Below are 18869 nucleotides of genomic sequence, written 5' to 3' on the forward strand. Positions count from 1 at the left end.
ACCATGACCTCGCACTTCGATGAGCTGGTACGACGAACGGCGGAGCGGCTCGGCGCCCGACAGCGAGGCGCGGTCGTCGTAGGTGCGCTGCGGGGCGACCAGTCCGCACTGCACGGCGCGGACCCCGGCACGCTGTTCGAGATCGGTTCCGTCACCAAGACGTTCACCGCGCTGGCCCTGGCCCAGCTCACCGTGCGCGGCGTCGTGGGGCTGCACCAGCCGCTTCGCGACCTGTTGCCCAGCGACATCCCGGCTCCGGAACGCGCCGGTCAGGCCATCACCCTGGCTCACCTGGCCTGCCACACCTCCGGCCTGCCCCGGCTGCCCAAAGGCCTCCTGCCGCGCGGCCTGTTCCGGTCGGACCCCTACGCCGGCTGCACGGGCGAGCTCATGCTGGACGGACTGCGGCGCACCCGGCTGCGGTCGGTGCCCGGCACCCGCTTCCGCTACTCCAACCTCGGCGCCGGCCTGCTCGGGCTCGCCCTGGCACGCCACACCGGCACCGACTACGACGCGCTCGTCCAGGCCGAGGTCTGCCGGCCCCTCGGCATGACCGACACCCGCGTGGTTCTCGACCCCGCGCGCACCGCGCGGCTGGCCGGCGGCCATTCCCGTACTGGCCGCCCGCGCCCACCCTGGCACCTGGCCGCCCTCGCCGGCGCCGGCGGCCTGCACTCCACCGTGCCCGACCTGCTCACGCTGGCCCGGGCCCAGATCGGCCCGGCACCCGAAGAGCTCGCCGAGGCCATCGCCCTCACCCGGACCACCGCCCACCGCATCAACGCCAGAGCCGCCAGTCATCCCGGCTGGACCTCGGCCCACCTGCCCCGCGGCCGGCAACGGATCCTGTTCCACACCGGGGGCACCGGCGGCTACCGCAGCCTGCTGGCCGTAGCCCCCGAACACCGGGCCGCCGTCGTCATCCTCAACGCCAGCACCCGGCCCGTGGACCGGCCCGGCCTCGACCTGCTCGCACAGATCATCGGCTCGGGACCCGGTCCCGGACCCGGTCCGGAGCCCGTCCCGGCCGCCACCGGCGTCTGACCAGCCTCTGACCGGCCTCTGACCAGCCTCGGACCGACGGCGGCCCACACCGAAGTGCGCGCCGTCGGGGCTACCGCTTCAGGTAGTCCTGACGCAGGGCGTCGAGGATGTCCGCCGCCTCCGGGAGGCCGACTCGGCGGCAGCGGGCGGCGGCGGCCGTCAGGCGCGCGATCGCGCCCTCGAAGCGAGCGAGGCCGTTGCCCTCGATCAGGGCTGCGATCCGGACCGCTTCGGCCCGGAGCACCTCACCGTGTTCGCCGCCCTCCTCGTGGGCGGCGATGGCCGCCTCCGCCTCGGCGAGGGCCTGTTCGAACCGTTCGGCGTCTCCCAGGACACGAGCGCGGCGGTAGTGCACCGTGCCACGGCCGTGCCAGGCAGCGAAGTCCTCCGCGTCCTCGGGCACCGCGGCGCGGACCGCGTCGGCCTGGGCGAGGTGATCCAGGGCAGTGTCCAGGCCGTCGGCCCCCCGGGCGAGCATGGTGAGGCGGGCGAACTCGCACATCATGTGGATGATCAACGACGGGTTCGGGGCCTCGGCGTGGGCCGCGACGGCCCGCTCGTACGCCGCCGCGGCCGCGTCCCACCGCTCGGCCATGGCCAGGGCCGTGGCCGCCTCAGCCGCCACCAGCGTCAGGACCTCGCCGTCGTCCTCCCACGCGGCGACGATGTCCGCGAGCCGCAGGAACTCCTCGGCCGCCGGCAGGAACTCCCCGAGCTCCCGCAGTCCCCGCGCCAGCGTCAGGCGGGCCTGCGCGAGGGGTCGCTCGTCACCCGCGGGCGCGCTCTCGCCGGCCAGTACCGATTCCAGGACGGCGACCGCGTCGGCCTGCCGGCCGCTGCGCGCCAGGACCTCGGCGAGCTGGAGCCGTGCGTCGGTCGCCTCGTCGTGGGCGCCGTCCAGGTCGAAGCGCGCGGCCGCCTCCGAGAGATGGCGCACCGCGCCGTTCACGTCGTCGAGGTGCGAGGCCGCGTGGCCGAGCAGGACGTACGTGGGAGCCACCGCGAAGTCCGTGTCGTCGTAACGGGCCGCGTCGGCGAGGGCCTGGTGCAGGAGTTCCACCGCCCGGGCCGGCTCGTCCTTGGCGAGCATCAGCTGGGCGAGCAGGGCGCGCGGGCGCGACCCGCGCCAGGGCCGTCCGGAGGCGTCCACGGCTTCGAGAGCCGCCAGCAGGCCCTCCTCGGCGCGTGCGGTGTCACCGCCGCGGGCCGCCAGGTCGGCGGCGAACTGCAGCGCGTTGGCCACGTGGTGGGGTACGGACAGCCGCTCCGCCTCCGCCCGCAGCGTTCCGGCGCGTGCCGCGAACCGCTCCGCGGCGGGCCCGGCCGGCCCTGCGGTCTCCGGCAGTTCCCGTACCGCCTCCTGGTAGGCGGCGAACGTCGCGGCGTACAGCACCGTCAGGTACTCCAGCTCGCGCTCCGCATGCCCTTGCGCCTCCTTGCCCTGCGTCCACGGCTCCTGGGTCATGAGGTGCGCCGCCTCGGCCAGGATCCCGTCGAGGCCGGCGCGGATCGCGTCCTGGTCCGCTCCGTCGGACGTACTCCGCCACGCCAGGCTGCGGCTGCGAGCGGAGAGGGCGTGCCAGGGCATGCCCAGGCCCTCGTACAGCTCGGCGGCGCGCTTCAGCTCGGCGGCGCTCTCGGTGTCGCGGTCCTTCCTGATGAGGAGGTACGCGCGGTGGTCGGCGAGCTCCGCCTGGAGGAGTTCCTCGGGGCCGAGCGCGTCGTCGTGCACGGCGCTGCCGTCGGCCAGCAGCTCCTCGACGCGGGCCCAGAGCCGGTTCTCCCCGGGGTGCCCCGCGGCGGCCAGGCGGCGCGCCTCGCGCACCAGGCTCACGAAGTCCTGGGGGACCGCCGTCCCGGCGGAGGTCGCGGCGGCGGGACCCGTGCCGACTGCGGCCGTGCCGACGGGGGTTCCATCAAGTGCGGTCCCCGTCGCGGGGAGCCGGGTGAGGGAGGTCCGCAGCCCGAGCGGCAGCGGTTCGGCGAGCAGCGGGCGCTGCGCGAGGCGCGCCCGGCGCCGGTCCCCCACGGCGGTGGTGGCGTTGCGCGCGTCGAACGCGGTGGCGAGCCGGTCCGCCTCCGAGCGGACGTGGGCGAGGAGTTCGCCGGCGGTCCAGTTGCGGCCGGGCGGGCCGGCGACGGCCGTGTCGGCGTGTCCGTCCTCCGTGAGCCGGGCGAGCAGCACCTCGACGCCGGTGAGGAAGCCGAGCCGGGCCAGGGGGGCACCGGTCGCCTCGAACAGCGGGCGGTTCTCGGCGAGGATCTCCAGGCCCCGCCCCTCATTGCGGGACAGGGCGCAGAACTCCAGGTGCAGCCCCACCTCGTCCTGCATGCCGGTGTTGCCCCGCACCCGGCGGTAGCCGGTCAAATGGTGCGAGCGGGCCTCGTCGGCCCGGCCGGTGCGCAGCAGCGGGAGCAGGGCGCGCGCCTGGCTCATCTGAGGTTCCTCGGTGCAGCCCGTCGCCCCGCCGAGGACCGGCAGCCACGTCTCCAGCGCCCCGGCGTCGTCGCCCGCGGCCACCTGATGCCTGGCGAAGTGCCGTATCTCGCAGGCCTCGCAGTCGCTCAGCTCGGTACGGGGCCGCGTGGCCCAGAGGTCGTAGGCATCGGCGAGACCCTCGCCCGTGTGGTGCGCGACGTGGTAGCCCATCGCCGCGACGGGCTGCATGCCGTGGCCGGCGGCGGCGTAACGGGTGCGCATCTGGTCGATCCACCCCCGGATCGCGGCCAGCGGCACCTCCGGCACCTCCAGCAGGGAGGTCGTCACCCACTTGAAACGCCAGAAGACCTGATGCGCCTCCCACCGGCTGAACGATGCGGGAGCGCTGTCCCAGAGTTTGAGGACCCGGGCGAACACCACAGGCGACTTGCGGTGCTCGCCCGTGAACTCGTACGCCCCCATCAGCTCCAGCAGAGCGGTGACGAGGACATCGGGCTCCTCGAAGGGCTCGGCGGCCTCGACGAGTTCCTCGGCGGTGACGGTGCGCTGCAGGCCGTGGGGCCGCTCGTCGTTCTCGCGGAGTGCCTCGATCACGGCCTCGGGAGTGTCCAGCATCTACAGTTCCTTCCGGGGCTCGGAGCCGGGTGCCGCCGTGCCGGAGTTGTGCATGGCGTGAGTGAGCAGGCCGATGAAAGCCCGGTTGAGCAGGGCGCTCTCGCTCGCCCGCAGGGGGCGGCGGCTGAGGAGCAGGGCCTGGCCGTAGAGCGCTTCCGCGGTCGTGACGGCGAGTCCCCGCTCGGCGATCGTGATCGCCTGGCGGACCAGCGGGTTGAGGTGGTTGAGCACCAGCTGGGCGCGCGGCGTCTCGTGGCGCAGGGAGCCGAGGATGTCGGCCCACAGGCCGTCGCTGTCGGCGGCCAGGCTCGACCGGGTCCGCTCGTGGCGCGCCTCCCGGTTGTCGAGCAGCAGGGCGGGGGCGGTGACGGGCTGGAAGTCGCGCAGGACGACGTCGCAGTCGTGGACGCCGATCGTCTCGCGGGCGACGGCGAGGAAGGCGGCCGCGCGCAGTTCGGCGGACGGGTCGACGGCGTCCAGGTGCGCGGTGACCGTGGCCGGGTCGAGGTCCGTGACGGTCGTGCCGGGCCGGATCTCCGGCAGGCGGTGCACCAGGTCGCGGTCGTAGGTGTAGCCGCCGTTGATGACGCCGAGGCCGGCGGCCGAGGCGATGGGGGCGACCTGGCGGAACTCCTCGACGCTGCGGGTGACCAGCAGGGTCGGGTGCGTCCGCGCGAACTCCTCCAGGGTGACGTTGCCGTCGGTGGTCTCGAAGGGGAGCCACGGCAGCACGATGCGCAGCAGCTCGTCGTCGTAGCGGGCGAGGGCCTTGACGGCGAGGTGGTGGGTGTCGATAAAGCGGTGCAGCAGGGAGGGGTCGCTGGCCGCGAGACCCGTGAGCCAGTCCCGGATCCGCTCGCCGAGGGCGTCCCGTACGGCGGACAGGGTGCCGTCCTCGTACAGGGCCTCCCGGGAGGCGGTCGGCCGCAGGCTGGTCGTGTCGACGACGCAGCGTACGAAGAAGGCCCACTCAGGGAGCAGTTCGGGGGCCTGGTCCGTGAGGAGCATGCCCTTGAGGTGTACGCGGTGGCCGGCGCGCTGGGCCGGGCTCACGGACGTCGGCAGGACGTACGCGACACCGCGCAGACCGGCGGCCGGCAGGTCGAGCTCGATGGAGTCGAGGGGCGTGAAGTCGAACAGGCTCCGGCAGTAGGCGGTCATCGCCTCGCGCCGGGCCAGCGGGGAGCGGTGGGCCTTGTCCCACGGGGGTGTTTCGTTGACCTGGTGGGTCTCGCCCTGCGGTCCGAGGACGGTGACCTCGTAGCGCAGCAGCCCGCCGTAGTGGCGGGCCAGGGAGACGACCTGCTGCGGGGCGGTCCACTCGGCGTTGTCGGCGCGCGGCGTCAGACGGACGGTGGTGCCCGGCTCGGGCACGGCCGAGGCGGGCAGCGTACGGATGGTGTAGCGGCCGTCGGAGTGGCCCCGCCATTCGACGGCGGGCGCCGCCGGGTCGGACGCGGAGCGGCTGAGCACCGTGATCTCATCGGCGACGACGAAGCAGGCGAGCAGCCCGATGCCGAACTGCCCGATGAAATCGCCGCGGGCGGCGTCGAGGCCGGAGCCGTCCAGGGACCCGTCGGGGGTCCGCTTGGAGCTGCGGCCGATCGTGGCGAGGAACCGGTGGACGTCGGCCTCGGTGAGACCGATGCCGGTGTCCGTCACGGTCAGGGTGTCGCCGGTGCGCACCGTGATGGTGGCGGGTGAGCCGGGGGCGAGCGCCTGGCGGGCGGTGATGGCGTCCACGGCGTTCTGCAGCAGCTCGCGCAGGTAGACGCGGGGGCTGGAGTAGAGGTGGTGGGAGAGCAGGTCGACCAAGCCGCGCAGGTCGACCTGGAAGGTGTGGGCGGTCTCTGAGTTGGGCACCTGGCGAAGTCTTTCGGTGGGCCCGCGGGGGCGTCGCGGGGGCGCGGGCGGGCGGGAGCGGACGGGAGCGGGCGGGCGGGGTGCGCGGGCGGCGCGGTGGGGTGGCCGGGAGGCCGGGTGGCGCGGCCGAGCGGTGGGCTGGGGCGCGTAAGAGGCCTGCTGGTGCGGCGAGCTGTCGTTCCCCGCTCGGCCGCGGACCCGCGGGCTTGGACCCGCGGGCTTGGAGTCGTGGGCGGGGTCAGCGCCCGGACGACGACCGCAGTCGGCGGTAGGCAGCGGCCGGGTCAGAGCCGTCCAGGTAGTACCAGGGGAACTCGGTGACGCGGCCGTCGGTGAGACGGAAGCACTCCCGTGCGCCCTCGCGGTCACCGGCCAGCGAGAACGCCATGGCGAAGGTGTTCAGGACCTGGACCCATGCCCCCCGGCGGGCGAAGTCGGGGTGCCGGAACGAGTGCTCGGCGGCCGACCGGAGGGACGCCGTCACCTCGGGCCGGCGCATGTAGGCGGCGTCCTGCCCGGAGTCCAGGGAGAGCCAGTGCTCCAGATGCGCGATGGCCACGAGCTGGCCCAAGTGCGTTCCTGCGGGGGCGCCGAACGCGGACGACCGGGCGAAGGCGTGCATCTCCTCGTGGGAGCCACCCCACTTCTGGCACACCTGCTGCAACTGCTGCTGGTGCGCCGCCAGGTGCTGCGGGTCGCGGCGTACGGTGGCTTCGAAACGACGTCGCGCGACGGTCTGCCCGACCTCCAGGCCACGGCCGCTGACCTGGAGCCCGTACCACGGCGAGGTCCACTGCGGCTCGCGCTCCGCAGCCTCGTACAGCCGCTGCTCGGCCGTGCGCAGCCGCGCGTGGAAGACCTCGAACTGCTCGCGCGAGACGTCCTTCGCCCGGGCGCCGGTCCGAGCTTCCCAGCCCCAGCTGATGTGGCGGATGCCGGCCACGAGACGGGGCAGGGCGGAGTCGGGCTCCGCTTCGATGACTCCGTCGATCCAGCGCTCCACCCCTGCGGTGTCGGCGACGGCCCACAGCAGCTCGGTCCGGTCGTCGCTTTCCGAGCGCGCTTCGAGCACCTCGCGCACGGCGCTCCAGTCCGCGCGGGCGGCGGCCTCCCGCACGCTCCGCACGGCGGGATCCCCCGAGTCCTCCTGCACGCGAGCGACGGGCCTGCCGGCCCATTTGCCCAGCGTGGCTCCCCATTGACGGAGCAACGTCATGCCCCCACCCCTTGATGTGTTCGAACGGGGAGTGCGTTGATCACCTCCCACGGAGGTAGTGACTATCACGCCCGACCGACAATCGCACACCCGTTTCCCGGCGCGAGGCGGTGGCGGGGGAAAAGGCAGGTCACAGCGCCCGCCTGAGGGACCGGCCCCGTGAGAATGACGGCGCGTCAGAACTCCTTGCTGGTAGGCGCGGTGTGGGCTACGGCGGGCAGTCAGGCTGCCGACGCGCGAGCCTCGGAGGGCCGCCACCCGGCATCGACGGCCGCTGAGCCCGCGGTCAGGGCGCCGCCCGGCGTAGCGACAGGGCAAAGGCGCAGCTGGTGACGGTGAGGACGACGATCGGCGGGAGGGGCAGGAGAAGGACGGATATCGCCAACCCGACGAGTGAGGCGCCGAGAAGCGTCCACCCGAAGGCGGTGCGCCGCTCGATCAGGGCCGGGGAGTGCCGGACGGCGACGCGGGCGAGGAGCGCACAGGCGATGACGAACAGGGCCATGACGGAGCTCATGCCGTTGACGAGATCGAGGGTGCTGCGTTCCAGACCCAGCAGCGTCATGCTCGAGGCCCGCATGGCGGCCGAGGTGGCCTCCTGCTCCGGGGTCGGGTCGCCCAGGGCCGTTGTGGCGGCAAGGGCGAGGTGGCCGGCACCCAGCACCAAGAACCCGTTGGCTCCCATCTTGAAAGGCCGCAGCGGCTCGGGCTTCTGTCTGAGAACGGAGGGGGCGGTCGCACTCATCGTGACTCCTTGAGATGGGTCAGATCTACCTCTACATCCGTAGAGGTAGAGCGAACTCTACACCTGTAGAGGTATGTTGCGGCGGCGGCCTTGATGTCAAGGAATTCTTGACAAGCGCCCCGCGTCAAGGTTTCCTTGACGCATGTTGATCTTGAAGGCCCGATTCCGAGGCCTCTTTCCCGCCCCTGCGTCCAGCGCCGCCGTACTACCGCTCGCCGTGAGCCTCCCGGCCATGGCGGTGATGTTCGGCGGCCGCCTCGGTACCCTGGCCACCGTCGTCCTCATCGTCGGGAGCCTCGTGTGCATCGCCTGGACGGGCGCGCTGGCAGCCAGGGCGGCGGCGCACAACTCCGCCGAGCAGGCGCGCCGCGCCGAGGCAGTCCTCGACGCCCTCGAACCCCTTGCCGGACTGCGCCGATGAGCGACGAACCACTGCTCGACCCGGCGGAGATGGACCGGATCCGGGAAGGGATCGCCGCAGCCGTCCTCGGCGCCCCCGACGGGCTTGCGGACTCGCTGGAACACGACCCCCACGGTTATCTGCGCCTGCTGGACGCCTCGCGCGTCGGCGCGGAGGAGGCCAGCCGACTGCTACGCGAGGCCGTCCAGGGCGCCAGGGCCGCCGGCCACAGCTGGGACACGGTGGGCCGCGTCCTGGGGGTGAGCCGTCAGGCCGCCCAGCAGCGCTTCGCGGGCAAGGGTGCGGGGATGGGCCTGTCGGCACAGCTCGCCGAGGGGCCGAACGCCCCGAAGCGCCGCACCCTCAGCGGGTTGACCGCGTTCAACGAGATGGCCGCTCTGGAGGAGGCCGGCCGCGACGGCTGGCACATGGTCGGCTACGGCCCCTTCTTCCACGAGGTGGAAGCGTCCGGCCATCCCTGGGAGCACTGCCGGGTGACGCTCCCCTCCGTCGCGCGGCATCGACGACTGGAAGCAGAAGGCTGGATCCCGGTCGGCGCGGGATGGTTCCCGTGGCGCTACTACAAGCGGCCCGTCGCCACGGCCTAAGGCCGTACTCCGTCCGAGGGGCGAGCTTCAGAGCTTCGTAGCCCGCCTCTCGCGCGGTTCCCTCCGGCGGCGTAGCCGGCCCGCGCCGCCGGAAGCGCGTACGAGCTGGTCTCGCCGTCCACCGCGATCCGGCCGACGCGGTGGTCGCGGTACCCGGTGAACCGCGTGCGCCATCCGGCCCGGCGCGGCGCGGCGGGCGATGCGCTGACGGGGATGAGGTACCCCACAGGCGGCCGGCGCCCACGGGCCGGCGTCGACGAACGGCGCTCCCCATGTCCCGGGTTCGATGGTGTAGCAACAGCCCTGGGGGATCGTAGGCGGGACCTGTCGTGCTCCTTCGGGCCGGGCAACGGCGATGCCCAAGGCGGCCGACGGGCAAGCGCCCATCACTCCGGGAGAAGCTCCCCCGGCGCACTCAGTCGCCAAGGCAGCCGTCGACGGCCACGTAAGGTCTCAGGCCCTCACGAAGTGCTGCGTACGCGGCCCTCCAGCGGCCCCGCCTGGTCCCATCCAGGCGCCCGCACGTCGATCGTGAGACTTCCCGGCGCGACCTCCTCGCCGCAGGTCCGGCACGTCGACACCAGGTCGAGGTCGTGCTCGGCGACGCCGTGCCCGGAGTCGGCCCCGGCGCGATGCCGGACGGCGACCGGCGGGGTGTCCACCGCCCAGCGGTCGCCCCAGGCCAGCAGCGCGCGAATCACCGGTGCGAGCTCACGGCCGGCCTCCGTGAGGTGGTACGCGAAGCGCACGGGGCGCTCGCTGTAAGCGCGGCGCTCGACCACGCCCGCCTCTTCCAGTGCGCGCAGTCGGGCGGCGAGGCGGTCACGCGGGGCGCCGGTGTTCCGGACGATCTGGTCGAAGCGCTGGTTGCCGTAGAAGATCTCGCGGATCGCCAGAAGCGCCCAGCGTTCGCCGACGAGTTGCAGCGCGGCGGCCACCGAGCACGGCCGACCGGGCACTTCGGGGTGCGGAACCGGGTTCCCGTCCTGCTTCTTGTTCGAGGTCACGTCCCCATCCTCTCCCGACTCCGTTGTGTTTTCAAACGCACCCCGCTAGCCTCCCGATCATGACAGTTGGAAATTCAAACCCACTAGGGTCCCGCGCCGTGTTCGCGACGGTCGCGGCCTCGGTCTTCATGTCGAACCTCGACCTCTTCATCGTGAACGCGGCCCTTCCGGCGATCGGTGACTCCTTCGGCGGCAGCGGCCTCGGCTCCCTCTCCTGGGTCCTCAACGGCTACGCGATCGTCTTCGCGGCGCTCCTCGTGGTCGCCGGCCGCCTCGCCGACCGCTCCGGCCACAAGCCGGTCTTCCTGACCGGCTTGGCGGTGTTCACCCTCGCCTCGGTCGGCTGCGCACTCGCTCCCGACGTCGGGACGCTCGTCGGGGCACGGCTCGTGCAGGCCGCCGGCGCCGCGCTGCTGATGCCGACGTCGCTCGCGCTGCTGCTCGACACGACGGCGCCCGAGAAGCGCGCCGGTGCCGTGCGGGCCTGGGCGTCGATCGGCGGGATCGCGGCCGGCCTCGGGCCGGTGGTCGGCGGGCTGCTGGTCGAGGCCGGATGGCGATGGGTGTTCATCGTCAACCTGCCCGTGGGGATCGCGGCGTTCGCCATCGGCCTCAAGGCGCTGCCGTCGCCCGAACGCGCCGGCACGCAGAAGGCTCCGCTGCCCGACCTGTTCGGCGCCGCCCTTCTCACCGGATCGATCGCCACGCTCGCGCTCGGCCTCGTCAAGGCTCCTGACTGGGGATGGACGAGCACCGGCACCCTCGGTGGACTGGCGGGAGCGGTGCTGCTCGGCGTCTGGTTCGTCCTGCGCTCGGCCCGCCACCCCGTGCCGATCGTCGAGCTGCCGCTGCTGCGGGTTCCGGCGTTCGCCTCCGCCGCGGCCGCCCTGACGCTGTTCACCGTCGCGTTCGCCGGAATGCTGCTCGGCGCGGTGCTCTGGTGCCAGGACGTATGGGGCTACTCCGCTCTGCGCACCGGACTGGCCATCGCGCCCGGCCCCTTGCTGGTGCCGCCGGTCGCGTTGCGCATCGGGCCCGCCGTTGCCAGATTCGGTGCGGGCCGCATCGCGATGGCGGGAAGCGTCCTGTTCGCGGCCGGCATCCTGTGGTGGGCCGCGGCGCTCGACACCGGCTCTGCTTACGCCTCCTCGCTCCTGCCCGGCATGGTGCTGACCGGCCTCGGCGTCGGCATGACGCTCCCGGTGCTGACCGGGGCGTCGGCGGCCGCCCTGCCGCCGGCCCGCTTCGCCACCGGCTCGGCCATCACCTCGATGGGCCGCCAGATCGGCGCGGTGCTCGGTGTCGCGATCCTGGTCGGGATCCTCGGGACCCCGGCCCCCGGCCAGGTTGCCGCCGCGTTCCGGAACGGCTGGTACGCGATCGCCGTAGCGGCCCTTCTCGCGGCGTGCGCGACCATCCCGCTCGTCCGCAAGGCGCGACCGGCCCTCGCCGGGTCGGCCGCAGCCGCGACGACCGACGGCAAGCCGGCCGGCGACCCTGAGGCTGCGAAGGCGGGAGCCGCCTGACAAGCGACGGTGCCGGACGGCACCGGTGGTGAGGGCAGGCGGAGCTTCGGACGCCGGCCAGGAGCCTCAGCGCTCCGGGCTCGCGCCTGCCCCGCCTGCCTCACCTGCCCCGTCTCCACGGCCATGCAGGCCGTTGCGGACCCACCAGACCGGCATGCGTCCACGACCACGCGGGGCAGGGCGACACGCGCGCGTGGGTCCACACATCGGGAGACACGGGACCGGACCGTCCCGCCGCGGAGGAGCACGCCGAGGCGGCCGTCGGCGAGATAGGCGGTCAGGTCGGACTGTCCGAGGGCGCGCTGGTCAGCGGCAGCTGCTGGGCCCGTTGCCGGACGAGGTGGTCGGAGCGGGACTGGAGGATGGCCGCAGCCTCGTGAATCGAGCAGCCGAGGTGGTCTCGGAACAGCTTGATGCCCTTGATGGTCATGCCGCTGAGGATCTCCTCGTCCGCGAAGGAGAGCGGGCCGGCCGTCCAAGGTGCGGAAGCGGGATCTCCACCGGGCCAGTCGACGTCGGTCAGGGTGACGAGCAGACGGCCGTCCGCGAGCGCGACCGCCACGTCCATGTCGCGGGCTGCCTTCTCCGTGAAGGCGGCGGGTGCAGTGTGATCCAGGAGGAAGACGAAGTGCTGGGCTGTACGTGGCCGCCACTCATCGAGCTCGCCGTCGGCGTCCAGGCGGAGGTTGGAGTTCCAGGCTGCCTGGGCGAGAACCGATACGAAGAGGCCTAGGAAGTCCGAGTTCAGCAGGTCGTCCGCGTGCTCGATCAGAATCGCCAGGTCCTGGTTCCCGTGGCCGGGACCGTGCCAGTCCTGAAGACAGTCGACGAGCGCGTCCCAGTTGTGGCCGAAGTAGCCGAGGAACGACAACTCCCGCGCGAAGGTGCGGAAGACGGACGCCGGATCCAGCATTTCCCGGCCGGCCAGCCGCAGGACGAGACCGTTTCGCTGCACGAGCGCGGCCGTTTCCGACGCCAACCACGGGTCGGCCGGGGAGGTGAACACGACCCATGGAGAGCGGTGTTCGGTCAGAGTGGGTGTGATCATCATGGGCGAGCGAGATCCTTGCAGGGCATTTACTCGGAGTCCGAGCGCTAAAAAAAGGAAGGGCAGATCGTGTCAACGAGCATCTTCCGCCCAGGTCCGCCCGATTGCGAAGCAGTGGGTGGGGTCGTACGACGTAGTACGCGCGTGTCGCGTCACGCGCGGGCAGGGCGAGCTGGATGGGGGCCACTCCGCGACCCGCAGCTTCTGGCCGGATCCGAGGAAGAAGCCTCCTCTATCGCTGACGGACTTGGAGAGTGGCGCCCGTGGCTGAGCCTACGAGAGTTCCTTCCGCATCAACAGGCACATCGTTTCGTAGCGGCGCAACGATCCATCAGAGGCTTCTTCGTCCCACGAGTCCGGCTGGCGGTCGTACGCGACATAGCCCAGTCGTTCGTATAGCGCACGCGCCCGGGGGTTGTTTTCCTCCACAGCCAGCTCGGCCTGCCGCAGACCGCGGTTCCTGATCCGCAGTTCTGCGGCTTCGACAAGGAACGTGCCGATCCCACATGACTGCAAGGCGGGGTGAACTGCCAGCTGCCACAAAGTGCCGACGCCCTCCTTGACCTGGTAGTCGACGCCGCCCTTCGCCACGGGGACGTCCGTTGCAGGGCAGATCGCTAGGTAGTCGATCTCACCGGTCCGGGCACGTTCCAACTGCTTGGCGACGTTGGCCAAGTGGTGGTCAGACCCTGCCCACCCGCACGACGCCAGGTCCGCATGCACCAAATCACGGGCTGACAGCTTCAGCACCACATCGATCATCTTCACTACCTCCGGTCAGTCAGCATCCACGCCGCTCACACTGGGCGCAAAGCCGTTTCCTCAGCTCGCGCTCCTGGCTCACCGCCACGCAAGCAACCGGACGAACGCTGCTACTGAAAGTGAACGAAGCCAGCCCCGTGAGGCCACCCCGGATGACGCCGACAGCTGCCATGCTCTCGCTATGGCTGGTGTGATCACGGTGTCGGAGCCGTCTTGGATAGCCCCGTTCGCCGGGCTAAGCCCGCGCTGCTTCGGCAAGCTGGTGACCATGCTGCGCCGTGAGGGTGCGGACGTGGTCCGCAAGGGCCGGCCGTGGAGCCTTCCGCTGGAGGACCGGCTGCTCGCGGCGTACTGGTGCACGAATTTGACGATGCGCCAGCTGGCCCGCTGTTCGGGATGTCCAAGTCGGCGGCGGACCGCATCATCGACCACCTCGCTATCCCGGCACCGGACTCGTCATGCCCCACCGTCGGCGCAAGAGCGAAGGTCAGCCCGACTGGAAGGAAGCCCACAACAAGTCCCACAAGCAGGTCCGCGCCCGCGTCGAGCACGTATTCGCTCGTATGAAGACCTGAAAGAGCCTCCGCGACTGCCGCCTCAAAGGCGACGGAGTCCACCACGCCATGCGCGGCATCGGTCGCCCGCACCACCTCGTCCTCGCCGGATAGACAGGCGGGCCGCACAGTGAACAGCCACGTCCACACGGACCGGAAAACCGTTTACGGGACAGCCCTTAGGCGCGGTCGAAGATCTGGCGCTTGATCATTTGATGTGGTTGCCCCGGCCTCGACGGGACCGGAGTTTCAGTAAGTCGTCAGGCCCTGAACCACGGATCCTGGCTGTCGGTGCCGGTCTGCCGGGGGTGGACGCCGTGCCGGGCAGTGTGCCGCGTACGGTCAGAGAATGCATGATCAGCGAGACCAAGATCAAGGCGCCTACAAGCCCGAGCACCGGCAGGCCAGCCTGCCTGCTGACAGCATCGACGCGGCCGCAGAGGCTGAAGCGGTGGTGTTCGTGTGCGCAACATGCAGCGTCCCTCTGACGGGGCCACTCACACGGCTGCCCGAAGTTCCCGAGCCTCCCTACTACGCCTGGTGGGACGCCGATGAGCCGGGTCCGTCGCCGGCGACCGTGCCGTCAGGCTGCTACGCGATCGAGACGGAGCCGTTCGGTGGGCCGTTGGTCGTCGCCCAGGCGCCCGGTCCGGTGATGCCGCGCCACGGAGGCCACTGGAACGTGGATGGGAAGCCTCTAGTGTCGCAGGGCCCGCGAGGCAACATCGTCATCAACCCGGACGACGCCCGCGGCCTGGAGCTGCAGCACGCATCCGCCGCCTGCTGTGGAGCGACCCCGGATGGCGGAATGAACCAGCTGTGCGCCTGTGGAACCCTCGTCGCGACCCTCTGCTCCGACTGCTGCCTGCCGTACGAACTCCATCTCTCCGCCGACCACGTCCGAGCGGTTCGCCCCTGAGCCGGGCGCGGGCCGCTGCTACCCCTCACCAACATTCCAACGCCAGCCAGGTATGGACGGGTGCCGGCCACCGACGACAACCGCCGCCTGATCTCCGGTTCTGGCGCACATTCCGTGAGGACGATCACCGACGCCGGAGTCGTCGCCACCTGCAGGCTATGACGTTCAATCACCCCAGCCCTCGGCGTTGGAGCAGGATTCGTAGGAGTAGCGGGTATCGCGGTGCCATTCCTCCCCTGTAATGCGCGTGTACGCCCGGTCCGGTGTGTAGAGCAGGGGCTCGGCCCAGACGAGGCCGATGGCGTAAGGAGTGAAGGCCGAAGGGTCTTGGAGGACGCTATCGAACTCGGTGCGGCCGGCGGCGACGACCGCGGCACGGGTGTAGAGGAAGGCGTCTCCTCCCAGGCCCTGTCCGTACTCCCTGCGGTCCAGCCGGTAGAGCGCCCACGACAGTTGTTCAGCAAAACCGATGACCAGTGACAACGGTGACCGGGCAAGCCGCTCGGTGAGCGTGGCTGCAAGCAGGTCGGCGTCCGGGTCAGGTTCCGTGGGCCTGCAGTCCTCTATGAGTTGCCAGAAGGCGTCTTCGTTCATGCTGGCGAGCATGCCGCAGCGGTCGGACAGTCTTGGCTCCGTGGCACCAGTTTGCTGCGGCCAGTGCATGGCGCGGGCAGAGGACGCAGCGGCACTAAAGCGGATCAGCCGTCATGTGCGGAGGGTATGAGGTGAGCGCTCACGCCGAGCAACCAGGGTGCGTACCCTCTCAAACGACTGCGTTGGTCTCCGCGATGGCTCCGCTGAATCTGTGCGAGAACCCACATGTTCGCCATGCTCCGCGACGCCCCGTTCTACGAGCCACACGTCCTCCAGGCAACGGCTGTACGGACTGGCCACAGGCGGGTCGATGCAGATCAACACCTAGTGCCGTCTGCCCATGCCGAGATATCCGCGGCCCCCCGACGGACCGCTCCTTCCGGATCCCGGGCGAGCTTCCCGCAGGCCGCCGCGACGTCCGGCACACCGCCCAGTACCACCATCGCGTCCTGCACCCCGGTCTGCAGCCAGTCGGCTCGGTTGTCATCAGCCTCGGCAACCGCGAGAGCGATGAGCCTCACGGCGGCCACCGTCCCCGCCCGGGCCAAAGCCTCTGCCGTCTGCCGGGTCACCGCCGTGTCCTCGGCGTCCTGCAGCAGTCCCATCAGCGCTTCCGCAGCCTCAGGAACATCAGCGAACGAAGCAAGGGCGCGCCCCGCACGAACACGCTGCGCCCACGCAGGAGATGACGCCTCAGCCAAGGCGTTTTCCAGCTCGCTCATCATCTCTGGCACGACCAAACAGTCTCATGCCCGAGCGGCAGCAGCCCGATGACCGCCCGGAGGTCGGCGTACGAGCCCAGCGCCGACGAAGTCTTCGAGGGCCTACCCCGTCCCCCCGGTCGCTGCCGGCCGAGGCTGCCGCAGACCGGCTGCCGAGCAGCGCTCCACCGGCCGAGCCCGGCCGCCATCCGGCTTCACGATCGTGCTCAAGAATCCCCATGCCTTCGGGCGGGACTGCATTCCACGATCTCCCGCGCGGCGCGCAGCCTGCTGGGGTGCCCCTCAGGGAGCAGCCTGGTGGTGATGAGGACTGCTTCCACCGTGCCGACATCGTCATCCTTCAGGTACTGCTGGACGGCGTCCATGTCGGCGGACGCATCCAGCAGTTGCCGGCAGGCGTCGATCCGAGCGCCGATCCGCTGTGCGCGCTCGGCGGTCAGTCCGCCGACGTTGGTGAGGAGCTCTTTCACGGTGGGGCTGTGCATGCCGCAATTCTCGCAGCGGGTCCTCAACCAACTCCACGCGATTTCGGCTCCTTACCAGCCGGCGGCAGACGGTGGGCCAGGGCTGCTGATGCTGTGTGCAGCTCCCAGGGGCCGACTCCCGTACCACCGCCGGGACCACAGTCAGTTCCGTGCAGTCGGCCCATGTCCTCCGGCGTGGACCCGCCCGCACGGCTCCGAACTGTCGTGAAGGCGTGTGATCTCGCGTGCCGTGACGACGGCGCATTAGGCAGCGCCGGGCGTCGGCGGGAGAGGTCCGGGCGGCCAGCCCGGCGGAGGCCGGATCAGACCTATCCTCGCGCCATGGACTCAGGACTCGCAGGACTCCTCGGCGGAGTGATCGGCGCTGCTGTCGGCGCCCTTGGCGCCACGGCATCGGCGTGGATCACCGGCAGGAAGGCAGAGAAGCAAGCCGAATTGCAGTCCGCGGCCCTGATGGGACAGGCACGCCTCCAGATAGAGGCCGACCGCGCTCGCTCCCTCCGGGAGTCACGAAAGGCAGCCTATGTGGCCTTCGCCGAGCACTGGAGCCTGGTACACGGCACGCTCAGCGAAGCAGCCGTCAAACTCGGAGGCATCGAGGCGAGCGACCCACCAGAGGAACGCGAAGAGCGCCGTCAAGCCGCCCGCCGCCTCTGGAACGAGGCGCGGGCTCATCAGCGCGCGCTCAACCGGCTGATGAGTGTCGTCTACGTGGAAGGGCCGGACCAGATGGCGCATGCGGCTCAAGCGGCAAGTGGAGCGTTGGTGTCGCAGTTCGGCGCGGTATTGGACTGGCTGCACGCGACCGACCATGCAACGGAAACGCCGCAGCACGCGTCGGAGGCGGCGGGAGCCGGCAGCGAGGCGTACGGGGAGCTCCTGGTCTTCCTCTACGCCTCCGCCGACGCCGTTACGCCGGACGGTCCGGGCCTGAGGGATCGATGAGCCGGAGTGCTCCGGCAGTTCGCTTCCCCTTCCCGTAGCCTGCGCCGCCGTCAGCCTCCCTGAAGGGGCTTGTTGCGGACTGCTTCCCGGAACGGTGTGTTCCTCAAGGTGCGTGGGAACAACACGGGTTCCAGATCTACGGGGGAGACCGGATGGGGGGTGTCATGGAGGCGGGGGATCTTGCCGCTCAAGCTGTTGCCGTTCTCGTGGCGGCCATGACGGGTGCGGGAAGCGCCGTCGGAACGCAGGCGGGTTCGGAGGTCGTGCGGGTCATGCGGGAGCGCCTGGGCAGCTCCGAACGGGGGCGCCTCGCGCTGGCGGAGCTGGAGGCCGCCCCACGTGATGCAGAGGCTCGGGGCGAGGCGGAGCGGGTGCTCCAGCAGGAGCTTGCCGACGACCCGGGCTTGGAGCGCTGGCTCTCGATGAAGGTACGAACGGATACGACGGTCATCAACACGGGCATCATGATCAGCGACAACGCTCGCGTGTCACGATCGCTGATCACGCTCGGTCCGGTGACCGTCAACAGGCCTTCGTCGATGAGCGGCTGGGCAGCCCTGGCGCTGGCGGCGATCGCTTTGGTCGCGGTCGTCGGCTCGGCGATCTACGGAGGGACGCGCCTCGTGTCGGGCAGCGCGAGGCCGGACCCGCAGCCCGCCGGATCACCGTCGAGCGGGGCGTCCTCTACAGCGCTGCCCCCCACCGCCACCCCCAGCCAGGCGAAGGCGAAGGCGAACGGCAGCGGGCTGCCCTTGGAGGAAGCGGCCATCACGACGGCCGAGGTCGCGAAGACGGACAGGACCCAATGGACCGTCGAGCCGGCTACCGCGGCAAGTGGCCCCGCCTACGCCGGGTGGCGTGCCGCGCGCACGGACGACAAGGGCTGCGGCCCGCTCATCGACGTACTGAACGAAGAGCCGCAGTCGCTGGCCAAGCCGGTCGAGGTCGCGCAGCTTCGGGAGCTCAAGGAGACGCGGGGGAAGGGGCAGGCTTACATGGGCTTGCGGGAGTACGCGGACGAAAGGACGGCGCAGGGCGTATTCGATCGGCTCGGCGTAGCCCTCGAAACCTGCACGGCGTTCCGCTTCGACCCCCATGCGCAGTACGTGAACGACGACCGCGATGTCCGGAAAGTCGAGACCATCACCTGGGACCCGTACAAGAACGCGGTCGCCTACGACCTGAAGCTGTGGCAGGAGACCATGTCCCGCACCACCTACGAGCGCATCACGGTCCACCGTAAGGGGGCTCGATGTGTCGTGTTCTTCGAGAACAAGGAGAGCTTGTTCGACCTGACGGCTCCGGAATGGCTGCCCTACGCCGCCCAGTTGGACAAGCTGTAGTCCCGGGGGTACGCCGCCCACCGAGCGGGTCGG

17 protein-coding genes and 1 pseudogene are annotated in these 18869 nt (G+C 71.1%); 8 read left to right on the top strand and 10 right to left on the bottom strand.

The window, feature by feature from the left end:
* The first annotated feature begins 3 nt into the window (after positions 1–3).
* On the top strand, positions 4–1044 hold the full coding sequence (locus ACF059_RS30610) for a serine hydrolase domain-containing protein (RefSeq protein ID WP_392063542.1): 1041 nt from the start codon (positions 4–6) through the stop codon (positions 1042–1044).
* 70 nt (positions 1045–1114) lie between these two features.
* Here the strand turns inward: ACF059_RS30610 and ACF059_RS30615 are convergent, their stop codons facing one another.
* The 4 genes from ACF059_RS30615 to ACF059_RS30630 all read right to left on the bottom strand — a co-directional run bounded on the left by ACF059_RS30615 (position 1115) and on the right by ACF059_RS30630 (position 7923).
* Positions 1115–4099, bottom strand: coding sequence for a tetratricopeptide repeat protein (locus tag ACF059_RS30615; protein WP_392063545.1), 2985 nt, complete (start codon positions 4097–4099; stop codon positions 1115–1117).
* Positions 4100–5962: an HSP90 family protein gene (locus ACF059_RS30620; protein ID WP_392063547.1), complete on the bottom strand. Its 1863-nt coding sequence runs from the start codon at positions 5960–5962 to the stop codon at positions 4100–4102.
* Positions 5963–6200: 238 nt separating this feature from the next.
* A complete protein-coding gene (locus ACF059_RS30625) occupies positions 6201–7178 on the bottom strand; it encodes a hypothetical protein (RefSeq protein ID WP_392063550.1) in 978 nt (325 codons plus the stop codon).
* 286 nt (positions 7179–7464) lie between these two features.
* Positions 7465–7923, bottom strand: coding sequence for a hypothetical protein (locus ACF059_RS30630; protein ID WP_392063552.1), 459 nt, complete (start codon positions 7921–7923; stop codon positions 7465–7467).
* Positions 7924–8155: 232 nt separating this feature from the next.
* Between ACF059_RS30630 and ACF059_RS30635 the strand changes: the two genes are divergently transcribed.
* Positions 8156–8344: a hypothetical protein gene (locus tag ACF059_RS30635; protein WP_392063554.1), complete on the top strand. Its 189-nt coding sequence runs from the start codon at positions 8156–8158 to the stop codon at positions 8342–8344.
* Positions 8341–8931, top strand: coding sequence for a hypothetical protein (locus ACF059_RS30640; protein WP_392063557.1), 591 nt, complete (start codon positions 8341–8343; stop codon positions 8929–8931). The genes ACF059_RS30635 and ACF059_RS30640 overlap by 4 nt, the downstream gene beginning before the upstream one ends.
* Before the next feature lie 461 nt (positions 8932–9392).
* Here ACF059_RS30640 and ACF059_RS30645 read toward each other — a convergent pair whose 3' ends face one another.
* The gene (locus ACF059_RS30645; protein ID WP_392063559.1) at positions 9393–9938 is read right to left on the bottom strand and encodes a winged helix-turn-helix transcriptional regulator; all 546 of its coding nucleotides are present in this window, start codon (positions 9936–9938) and stop codon (positions 9393–9395) included.
* A 98-nt stretch (positions 9939–10036) separates the two neighbouring features.
* Here ACF059_RS30645 and ACF059_RS30650 point away from each other — a divergent pair, with 98 nt between their 5' ends.
* Positions 10037–11464, top strand: coding sequence for an MFS transporter (locus tag ACF059_RS30650; RefSeq protein WP_392063562.1), 1428 nt, complete (start codon positions 10037–10039; stop codon positions 11462–11464).
* 277 nt (positions 11465–11741) lie between these two features.
* On the opposite strand, the gene ACF059_RS30655 is transcribed toward ACF059_RS30650, so the two are convergent.
* Together ACF059_RS30655 and ACF059_RS30660 are read right to left on the bottom strand one after the other, a co-directional pair.
* Positions 11742–12515 carry a barstar family protein gene (locus tag ACF059_RS30655; protein WP_392063565.1) on the bottom strand — a complete coding sequence of 258 codons (774 nt, stop codon included), beginning with the start codon at positions 12513–12515 and terminating at the stop codon, positions 11742–11744.
* 270 nt (positions 12516–12785) lie between these two features.
* Positions 12786–13274 (bottom strand): GNAT family N-acetyltransferase, encoded by a 489-nt coding sequence (locus tag ACF059_RS30660; RefSeq protein ID WP_392063567.1) that lies wholly within the window; start codon positions 13272–13274, stop codon positions 12786–12788.
* Positions 13275–13455: 181 nt separating this feature from the next.
* Here ACF059_RS30660 and ACF059_RS30665 point away from each other — a divergent pair.
* Both ACF059_RS30665 and ACF059_RS30670 read left to right on the top strand, forming a co-directional pair.
* A pseudogene (locus ACF059_RS30665) lies at positions 13456–13942 on the top strand (hypothetical protein).
* 235 nt (positions 13943–14177) lie between these two features.
* Entirely contained in the window at positions 14178–14747 is a 570-nt protein-coding gene (locus ACF059_RS30670) for a hypothetical protein (RefSeq protein ID WP_392063570.1), read from the top strand.
* A 165-nt stretch (positions 14748–14912) separates the two neighbouring features.
* On the opposite strand, the gene ACF059_RS30675 is transcribed toward ACF059_RS30670, so the two are convergent.
* From ACF059_RS30675 to ACF059_RS30685, 3 genes are all read right to left on the bottom strand, one after another.
* The gene (locus tag ACF059_RS30675) at positions 14913–15341 is read right to left on the bottom strand and encodes a DUF4240 domain-containing protein (RefSeq protein WP_392063573.1); all 429 of its coding nucleotides are present in this window, start codon (positions 15339–15341) and stop codon (positions 14913–14915) included.
* 317 nt (positions 15342–15658) lie between these two features.
* On the bottom strand, positions 15659–16066 hold the full coding sequence (locus ACF059_RS30680) for a HEAT repeat domain-containing protein (protein ID WP_392063936.1): 408 nt from the start codon (positions 16064–16066) through the stop codon (positions 15659–15661).
* A gap of 203 nt (positions 16067–16269) precedes the next feature.
* Positions 16270–16548, bottom strand: coding sequence for a hypothetical protein (locus tag ACF059_RS30685; protein WP_392063575.1), 279 nt, complete (start codon positions 16546–16548; stop codon positions 16270–16272).
* Positions 16549–16869: 321 nt separating this feature from the next.
* Between ACF059_RS30685 and ACF059_RS30690 the strand changes: the two genes are divergently transcribed.
* Positions 16870–17493: a hypothetical protein gene (locus ACF059_RS30690; RefSeq protein ID WP_392063578.1), complete on the top strand. Its 624-nt coding sequence runs from the start codon at positions 16870–16872 to the stop codon at positions 17491–17493.
* 164 nt (positions 17494–17657) lie between these two features.
* Complete coding sequence (locus ACF059_RS30695) at positions 17658–18836, top strand: hypothetical protein (protein ID WP_392063581.1); 1179 nt, start codon at positions 17658–17660, stop codon at positions 18834–18836.
* The last annotated feature ends 33 nt before the right edge of the window (positions 18837–18869 follow it).

Source organism: Streptomyces sp. NPDC016562 (assembly GCF_043076955.1).
GTDB lineage: Bacteria > Actinomycetota > Actinomycetes > Streptomycetales > Streptomycetaceae > Streptomyces.